General features: G+C 65.9%; 7 protein-coding genes. 3 read left to right on the top strand and 4 right to left on the bottom strand.

The annotated features are described in order from the left end of the window. Positions 1 to 213: 213 nt before the first annotated feature. Complete coding sequence (locus EOA49_RS14280) at positions 214 to 717, top strand: group 1 truncated hemoglobin (RefSeq protein WP_245460654.1); 504 nt, start codon at positions 214 to 216, stop codon at positions 715 to 717. Between the two features lie 40 nt (positions 718 to 757). Here EOA49_RS14280 and EOA49_RS14285 read toward each other — a convergent pair whose 3' ends face one another. From EOA49_RS14285 to EOA49_RS14300, 4 genes are all read right to left on the bottom strand, one after another. Beyond that, positions 758 to 1,003: a MoaD/ThiS family protein gene (locus EOA49_RS14285; protein WP_127241957.1), complete on the bottom strand. Its 246-nt coding sequence runs from the start codon at positions 1,001 to 1,003 to the stop codon at positions 758 to 760. Between the two features lie 62 nt (positions 1,004 to 1,065). After that, the gene (locus EOA49_RS14290) at positions 1,066 to 3,330 is read right to left on the bottom strand and encodes a xanthine dehydrogenase family protein molybdopterin-binding subunit (RefSeq protein ID WP_066997120.1); all 2,265 of its coding nucleotides are present in this window, start codon (positions 3,328 to 3,330) and stop codon (positions 1,066 to 1,068) included. 1 nt (position 3,331) lies between these two features. Further along, entirely contained in the window at positions 3,332 to 3,808 is a 477-nt protein-coding gene (locus EOA49_RS14295; RefSeq protein ID WP_066997187.1) for a (2Fe-2S)-binding protein, read from the bottom strand. Next, a complete protein-coding gene (locus tag EOA49_RS14300) occupies positions 3,808 to 4,668 on the bottom strand; it encodes a xanthine dehydrogenase family protein subunit M (RefSeq protein ID WP_127243207.1) in 861 nt (286 codons plus the stop codon). The genes EOA49_RS14295 and EOA49_RS14300 overlap by 1 nt, the downstream gene beginning before the upstream one ends. A gap of 224 nt (positions 4,669 to 4,892) precedes the next feature. On the opposite strand from EOA49_RS14300, the gene EOA49_RS14305 reads away from it, so the two are divergent. Both EOA49_RS14305 and EOA49_RS14310 read left to right on the top strand, forming a co-directional pair. Beyond that, positions 4,893 to 6,215: an aminotransferase class I/II-fold pyridoxal phosphate-dependent enzyme gene (locus EOA49_RS14305; RefSeq protein ID WP_127241338.1), complete on the top strand. Its 1,323-nt coding sequence runs from the start codon at positions 4,893 to 4,895 to the stop codon at positions 6,213 to 6,215. Positions 6,216 to 6,298: 83 nt separating this feature from the next. Then, entirely contained in the window at positions 6,299 to 7,417 is a 1,119-nt protein-coding gene (locus tag EOA49_RS14310; protein WP_082953877.1) for a branched-chain amino acid ABC transporter substrate-binding protein, read from the top strand. Positions 7,418 to 7,494 lie beyond the last annotated feature (77 nt).

Genomic DNA, 7,494 nt, shown 5'->3' on the forward strand with positions numbered 1-7,494 from the left:
AGCCATCGTGAATAGATGCCAGGATGCCGGTACGTCGGAGGAATATTTCGGGCGCAGTTTCGTTAGTTCCTCATACGATGCCGTTTGAGGCAAAGTGCATATGTCCCGCAATCACACATTGAAGCCGCCAGAGCGGCCGGCTCTGGCCCAACGGAGGTACCAGAGATGAAAACGGCTGTTTCGACCTCTCTTTCGAGACGAAGCGTCGTCGCCGTGCTGGCGGCGGCGGCCGCGTCGACCGCCATGTTGCCCGCCGGCGATGCGCTGGCGCAGACCAAGCAGACCGCGCCGGACAAGAGTCTATACGATCGGCTGGGGGGCGTGTTCGCCATCGCTGCCGTGGTCGATCACTTCAGCGACGCCGTCGTGAAAAACCCCATCGTCGGCAAGAAGTCCAAGAACCCGCAACTGCGCAAATGGCACACCAAGAACCTCGAACGGCTGCCGGGCCTCAAGTTCATGCGTACGCTGTGGGTGTGCGATGTTTCCGGCGGCCCCTTCAAGTTCGTGGCCACCGAGCCGGGCGCGACGCCGCTCGGCCTCGAGGAGGCCCACAAGGACCTGAAGATTTCTCCCGCCGAATTCGACGAGGTCGCAGCGGAACTCGGGCGGACGCTCGACCGCTTCAAGGTTCCGAAAGCCGCAAAGACCGAGGTCCTGGAAGCCTTTGCCGCGCACAAGGATGAGGTCACTGCCGGCTCTGTCAAAAAGGGGTGAGGCTCAGCGCGAATCCGGCGAAGGCGGTCGGCCGCTCCGCCTATCCACCCGTCAGCCGCGGCAGCAGGAAAATCTCCGCCCCCGGCGGCAGTTCCTTCGACCACGTGTCGCGATAGATCGTCCCGTCGATCGCGACGGCGATGCCGCGATCGAGCAGGGGTTCGAACGCGGGATGCTGTTCCGCAAGCTTGCGGAACAGCTCCCTGATGTCCTTGGCCTCGATGTCGAGCTTGTCCTTGCCTCCGGCGGCGGCGCTGAGCGAGCCCCAGAGCGTGACTTGGACCATTATCGCCTGATCCTCATTGGACCGTGACGTGAGCTGAAAACCGCTTCGCGCTTTTCAGCATGCTAGCCTTCCCGTTCGGCCTCGAGCGCTGCAAGAATCCGCGGCGGCGACATCGGGATGTGGCTCATGCGCACGCCCACCGCGTTCGACACCGCGTTGGCGATCGCCGCCAGCGGCGGCACGATCGAGGTCTCGCCGACGCCGCGCACCCCATAGGGGTGGTTGGGGTTGGGGATTTCCAGGATCTGCGTGTCGATCATCGGCAGGTCGGAGCAGACCGGGATGCGGTAGTCGAGGAAGCCTGGGTTCTGCAGCCGCCCGTCCTTGCCGTAGATATACTCCTCGTTGAGCGCCCAGCCGATGCCTTGCGCGGCACCGCCTTGGTACTGGCCCTCGACATAGGTCGGGTGCACCGCCTTGCCTGCATCCTGCACCACCGTGTAGCGGATCACCCTGGTCGAGCCGGTCTCGGGATCGACCTCGACGTCGCAGATATGGGTGGCGAAGGAGACGCCGGCGCCGTCGGCGACGAGCTCGCTATGGCCGGCGATCGGCCCGCCGGTCTTGCCGGACTGTGCGGCGATCTCCTTCAGCGACAGCTTGCCGAGATTGCCGTGCTTCTCGCCCTTGGCGACCGCGTGGCCTTTTTCCCAGGCAACGTCGTCGACCGAGATGTCCCACATCTGCGCGGCGCGCTCGCGCAGCACCTTGATGGCGTTGCGGGCGGCCGAGATGGTCGCCATCGAGGAGGAGAAGGTGCCGCGGCTGCCGTCGGTCATGTCGTTGTAACCGAGGCTGGAAGTGTCGGCGACGATCGCCTTCACCTGGCTGTAGTCGATGCCGAGCTCTTCCGCCGCCACCAGCGACAGCGACGCGCGCGAACCGCCGACGTCGACCGTGCCGACGGCGAGCGACACCGTGCCGTCCATGCCGATGTTCAAGTCGGTGCAGGTCTGGCCGCCGAAGTTGAACCAGAAGCCGCACGCCATGCCGCGGCCCTGGTTCTGAGCCAGCGGCGCGCGCATATGCGGGTGCTCCTTGACCGCCTCGAGCGTCGGTCCGATGCCGATCGGGCCGTAGACCGGGCCGTAGGAGGCGCGGGTGCCTTCCTGCGCCGCATTCTTGATGCGGAACTCGACTGGGTCGATACCGATCTCCTTGGCGAGCTCGTCGACAGCGCTTTCCACCGCGAACGCCGCCATCGGCGCCGAAGGCGCGCGATAGGCCGCGGTCTTGGGCCGGTTGACCAGCACCTCGTAGCCGACGGTCTTGACGTTCTCCAGCTTGTAGCAGGCGAAGGCCGTCATGGCGCCGATCTCCGCCCACATGCCGGCATAGGGGCCGCAGGTGTAGCGCAGCGTCGCTTCGGCGGCGGTGATCGTGCCGTCCTTCCGCGCGCCGATCTTGACGTCGATCGAGGTGGCGCTGGTTGGCCCCGAGGCGCGGAACACCTCGTCGCGGGTCATCACCAGCTTCACCGGGCGGCCGGCCTTGCGCGACAGGGCCAGCGCCACCGGCTCGGCCCAGACATGGGTCTTGCCGCCGAAGCCGCCGCCGATCTCGGAAGAGGTGACGCGCAGCTTCGAGACTTCGAGGCCGAGCAGCTGGGCGCAATGCTGGCGATAGACGAAATGGCCTTGCGTGCAGACCCAGAGATCGGCCGTGCCGTCGGGATTGACGCTCGCCACGCAGGCATGCGGCTCGATATAGCCCTGATGCGTCTGCTCGGTCTTGAAGGAGCGCTCGACGACGAAATCGGCCTGGGCAAAACCCTGGTGGACGTCGCCATGGCCGTATTGCGTGCGCTTGGAGACGTTGGACGGCTTGACCGGCTTTTCCTCCAGCCCTTCGGTGAAGATGGCATCGTTGATGAGCGGGGCGTGGTGCTGCATCGCCTCGTCGACGTCGGTCACATGCGGCAGCACCTCATAGTCGACCTCGATCAGCTTCAGCGCCTGCCTGGCGGTGCGGGCATCGATCGCCGCCACCGCGGCCACGGCATGGCCGTCATAGAGCGCCTTCTTGCGCGCCATGCAATTGTCGAGGGTGTCGAACATGCCGGCATCGCCATCGGTCAGGTCCGGCAGGTCTTTCGCCGTGATCACCGCTTTCACGCCGGCGAGCTTTTCGGCCTTCGAGGTGTCGATCTTCTTGATGATCGCGTGGGCGTGCGGGCTGCGAAGCACGCGGCCGACCAGCTGCCCGGCCATGTTGAAGTCGGCGCCATATCGGGCGCGTCCCGTCACCTTGTCGACGCCGTCGGGGCGGAGCGGGCGCGTGCCGACGGATGAGAAGCTGCGTCCCGAGTAGCGCGGATCGAAATTCATCTCAGGCTCCCTTCATCACGTTTGCCGCGTCCTGGACGGCGCGCACGATCTTGTCATAGCCGGTGCAGCGGCAGAGATTGCCGGCGAGCCCGAAGCGGATTTCCTCCTCGGTCGGGGAGGGGTTCTTCTCGAGCAGATCCTTCGCCGCAATCAAAAAACCTGGCGTGCAGATGCCGCATTGCAAGGCGGCGTGCTCGAGGAATTTCTGCTGCAGCGGATGCAGCTGGTCGCCATGCGCCATGCCTTCGATGGTCTCGATCTGGCGGCCTTCGGCCTCGGCGCCGAGCACCAGGCAGGAGCACACCAGCCGGTTGTCGACGATGACGCTGCAGGCGCCGCAGTCGCCGGTCCCGCAGCCTTCCTTGGCGCCGGTCAGTCCCAGCCGGTCGCGCAGCACGTCGAGCAGCGTCTCGTCCGGCTGGCAAAGATATTCGACGTGGTCGCCGTTGATTGTCGTTGAAACCGCTACACCGGCCATCATTTGCCTCCTGCACGCTCATAGGCGGTAGTGGCGACACGCTTCGCCAGCACACCCGCAACTTTCCGTCTGAATTCGATGGTGCCGCGCTTGTCGTCGATCGGTCGGCAGGCGCCCGCGCAGATCTTGGCGAGCCGCTCCAGCGTCGCCTCATCCAGCTTCGAGCCGACGAGCACCTCGGCCGCCTCCTCGACCAGCAGCACCGTGGGCGCCGCGGCGCCCAGCGCCACGCGGGCCGACTTGATCGCGCCCGCCTCGCCGAGCGTCAGGTTCACGCCGGCGCTGACCACGGCGATGTCCATCTCGGTGCGCGGAATGAAGCGCTGATAGGCGTCGCCCGCATTTGGCGCGCGCTTGTCGAGCAGGATCGCCTCGATGATCTCGCCCTTGGCCAGCGAGGTACGGCCCGGTCCGGTCGGCACGGCTTCCACGGGGATCGTGCGCCTGCCGTTCGGCCCGGCAACCACGGCCTCGGCGCCGGCAGCCACCAACGCCGGCACGCTGTCGGCGGCGGGCGAGGCGTTGCAGAGATTGCCGACGATTGTGCAGCGTCCCTGCACCTGCTTCGAGCCGATCAGCTTGGCCGCCTCGACGACGCCCGGCCAGGCCTTCTTCAGCGCCGCGTTCTCGCCGAGCACCGCGCAGGGCACCGCGGCGCCGATGCTGAAGCCTTCTGCCGTTTCCTTGATTTCGATAAGGCCCGCGATCGCCTTGATGTCGACGATCAGCTCGGGCTCGATGAAGCCGCCCTTCATCCTCACCAGAAGGTCGCTGCCTCCGGCAAGGATCGCGGCCGGGCCGGCCGCGCTGGCCAACAGGCCGGCGGCCTCTTCTATTGATTGCGGACGTATGTAGCGCATCGTCTCCCCTTGGTGGTCATGATCAGATCGACCGTTATAAAGACTCTCCTTATAATGACCATCCGCTTCCTGCATTGCACCACCTAAGTCAGGCGCATTGCCCTAATTCCTACCCCTAAATTTTCTAAGCCTAGCCGCTAGAACTACTCGTTTGCGCTCGGCCGGCCAAGCCTCCACCATGCCCTGACGAGCCGGACATCGCATCCGGCAACAGGGAGGCTTCGATGACCGCTCTTGCCCGCAGGCCCTGGGTTCCCACGCACTGCGAGGATTTTATCCAGGCGCTGGCGACGGCCACAAGCGGGCAGGGGAACGACGCCGTGCTCGCCGCGATACAGGGCGGCATCGCGCTCAACCGGCGAATCCACGAGGCCGACTGCATCAACCTCAATCCGGCGACCAATGTGATGAACCCGAAGGCGGAGGCCGCGCTTGCCGCCCGGCTCGGCTCGCGTCCGTCGCTCGGCTATCCCGGCGACAAATACGAGATGGGGCTGGAGGGCGTCGAACGCATCGAGGTCATCGCCGCCGAGCTGGCGGCGCAAGTCTTCGGCGCGAAATACGCCGAAATCCGCGTCCCTTCCGGCGCCATCGCCAACCTCTATGCTTTCATGGTCGCGGCGCGGCCGGGTGACGCCATCATCGCGCCGCCGCCGGCCATCGGCGGCCATGTCACGCACCATATGGCGGGCTGCGCCGGCCTGTACGGGCTGGAGATTCATGCCGCGCCCGTCGATGCCGGCGGCTACACGGTCGATATCGAGAGGCTGCGCGCGCTTGCCCTTAAGATCAGGCCGAAGATGATCACCATCGGCAGCAGCCTCAATCTGCTGCCGCATCCCATCCAGGAAATCAGGGCGATCGCCGACGAGGTCGGTGCGCTGGTGCTGTTCGATGCCGCGCATCTCTGCGGCATGATCGCCGGACAGGCCTGGCAGCAGCCGCTGGAGGAGGGCGCCCATCTGATGACGATGAGCACCTATAAGAGCCTCGGCGGCCCGCCTTCGGGCCTGATCGTCACCAACGACGCCGAGATCGCCGAAAAGCTCGACCGCATCGCCTTTCCCGGCATGACCGCCAATTTCGATGCCGCCAAGGCCGCCGCCCTGGCCATCACCATGCTCGACTGGAAGGCGCATGGCCGGGCCTATGCCGCCGTCATGGCCGGCACCGCCAAGGCGCTGGCAAGCGCGCTGGCTGAGCGCGGCCTGCCGGTGTTCTCGACCGCCAAGGGGCACACCGCCTCGCACCAGTTCGCCATCGAAGCGGCGGAGTTCGGCGGCGGCCAGGCGGCGGCGAAGCGGCTGAGGCGTGCAAACATCCTCACCTGCGGCATCGGCCTGCCGGTCACGGCGGTCGATGGCGACATGAACGGCCTGCGCTTCGGCACGCCCGAGATCGTGCGCTGGGGCATGACGGAGAAGGACATGCCCGAGCTTGCCGCCCTCATCGCCAGGGGACTGCGTGGCAACGATGCCGTGGAGGATGTGGCGGCGGATGTGAGTGCATTCCGGCGCCGGTTCACGAAGCTGCATTTCGTCAGCTGAGCGCCTGAACCCGCGGGCAGGGAGCCCGCTTCGTCAAAAGCAAGGGCCGCGGGCGAGAAGCCCGCCTTCTTCAACAAAGGGGAATGACCATGCGCATGATTCTGCGATTGATGACTGCTGCCCTGATGGCCGCCGCCGCCGGCGTCGCCAGGGCGGATATCGTGCTGGGCGTCGCCGGCCCGATGTCGGGGCCGAACGCCGCCTATGGCGAGCAGTACCGCGTCGGCGTCGAGACGGCGATCCAGCGCATAAACGCCAATGGCGGCGTGCTCGGTCAAAAGCTCAGCGTCTCGGTTGGCGACGATGTCTCCGACCCCAAGCAGGGCGTGTCGGTCGCCAACAAGTTCGTCGCCGACGGCGTGCACTATGTCGTCGGCCACTACAATTCCGGTGTCACCATTCCGGCCTCGGAGATTTATGCAGAAAACGGCGTGCTCTTCGTCACGCCCACGGCCACCAACCCGATGGTGACTGAGCGAGGCCTATGGGACGCGTTCCGGGCCTGCGGCCGCGACGACCAGCAGGGCATCATCGCCGCGAAATTCGTGCTCGAGCGTTTTGCCGGCAAGAAGGTCGCGATCGTCGACGACAAGTCGACGGCCGGCAAGGGCCTCGCCGACGAGATGGCCAAGGCCTACAATTCCGGCGGCGGCAAGGAGGTGCTGCGCGAGGAGATCAACCCGGGCGAGAAGGACTACAGCGCGCTTGTCGCCAAGATCAAGGAGTCGGGCGCCGACCTTGTCTATTATGGCGGCCAGCACACAGAGGCCGGCCTCATCGTGCGCCAGATGCACGACCAGGGCGTCAAGACGGTCCTGATGGGCGGCGACGGCATATCCAACAGCGAGTTCGGCGCCATCGGCGGCGATGGCGCGGCCGGCACGCTGATGACGTCCTTCCCCGATCCGGCGAGCTTTCCCGAAGCCAAAGACGCGGTCGCCGACCTGAAGGCGAAGAACGTGCCCACTGAAGCCGTCACGCTCTATGCCTATGCCGCCACCCAGATCCTCGCCGAGGCGATCGCCAAGGCCAAGGTCGACGACCCGAAGGCGGCGTCCGACTATCTCCATTCGGGAGCGGCCATCCCGACCGTGCTTGGCACCATCTCCTATGACGACAAAGGGGATATCAAGCAGCCGGGCTTCGTCGTATTTGAGTGGCGGAAGGTCGACGGCAAGCTCGTTCCGGTGGCCCTCAAATAGACTTGAGGTCCTGGAGGCGAGCGCAGGCGGTCGCCGTTCTTTCGCTCGAAGCATTGCCGCGCCGTCATGGCAGGGGG

Source organism: Mesorhizobium sp. M1A.F.Ca.IN.020.04.1.1, from assembly GCF_003997315.1.
GTDB lineage: Bacteria > Pseudomonadota > Alphaproteobacteria > Rhizobiales > Rhizobiaceae > Mesorhizobium.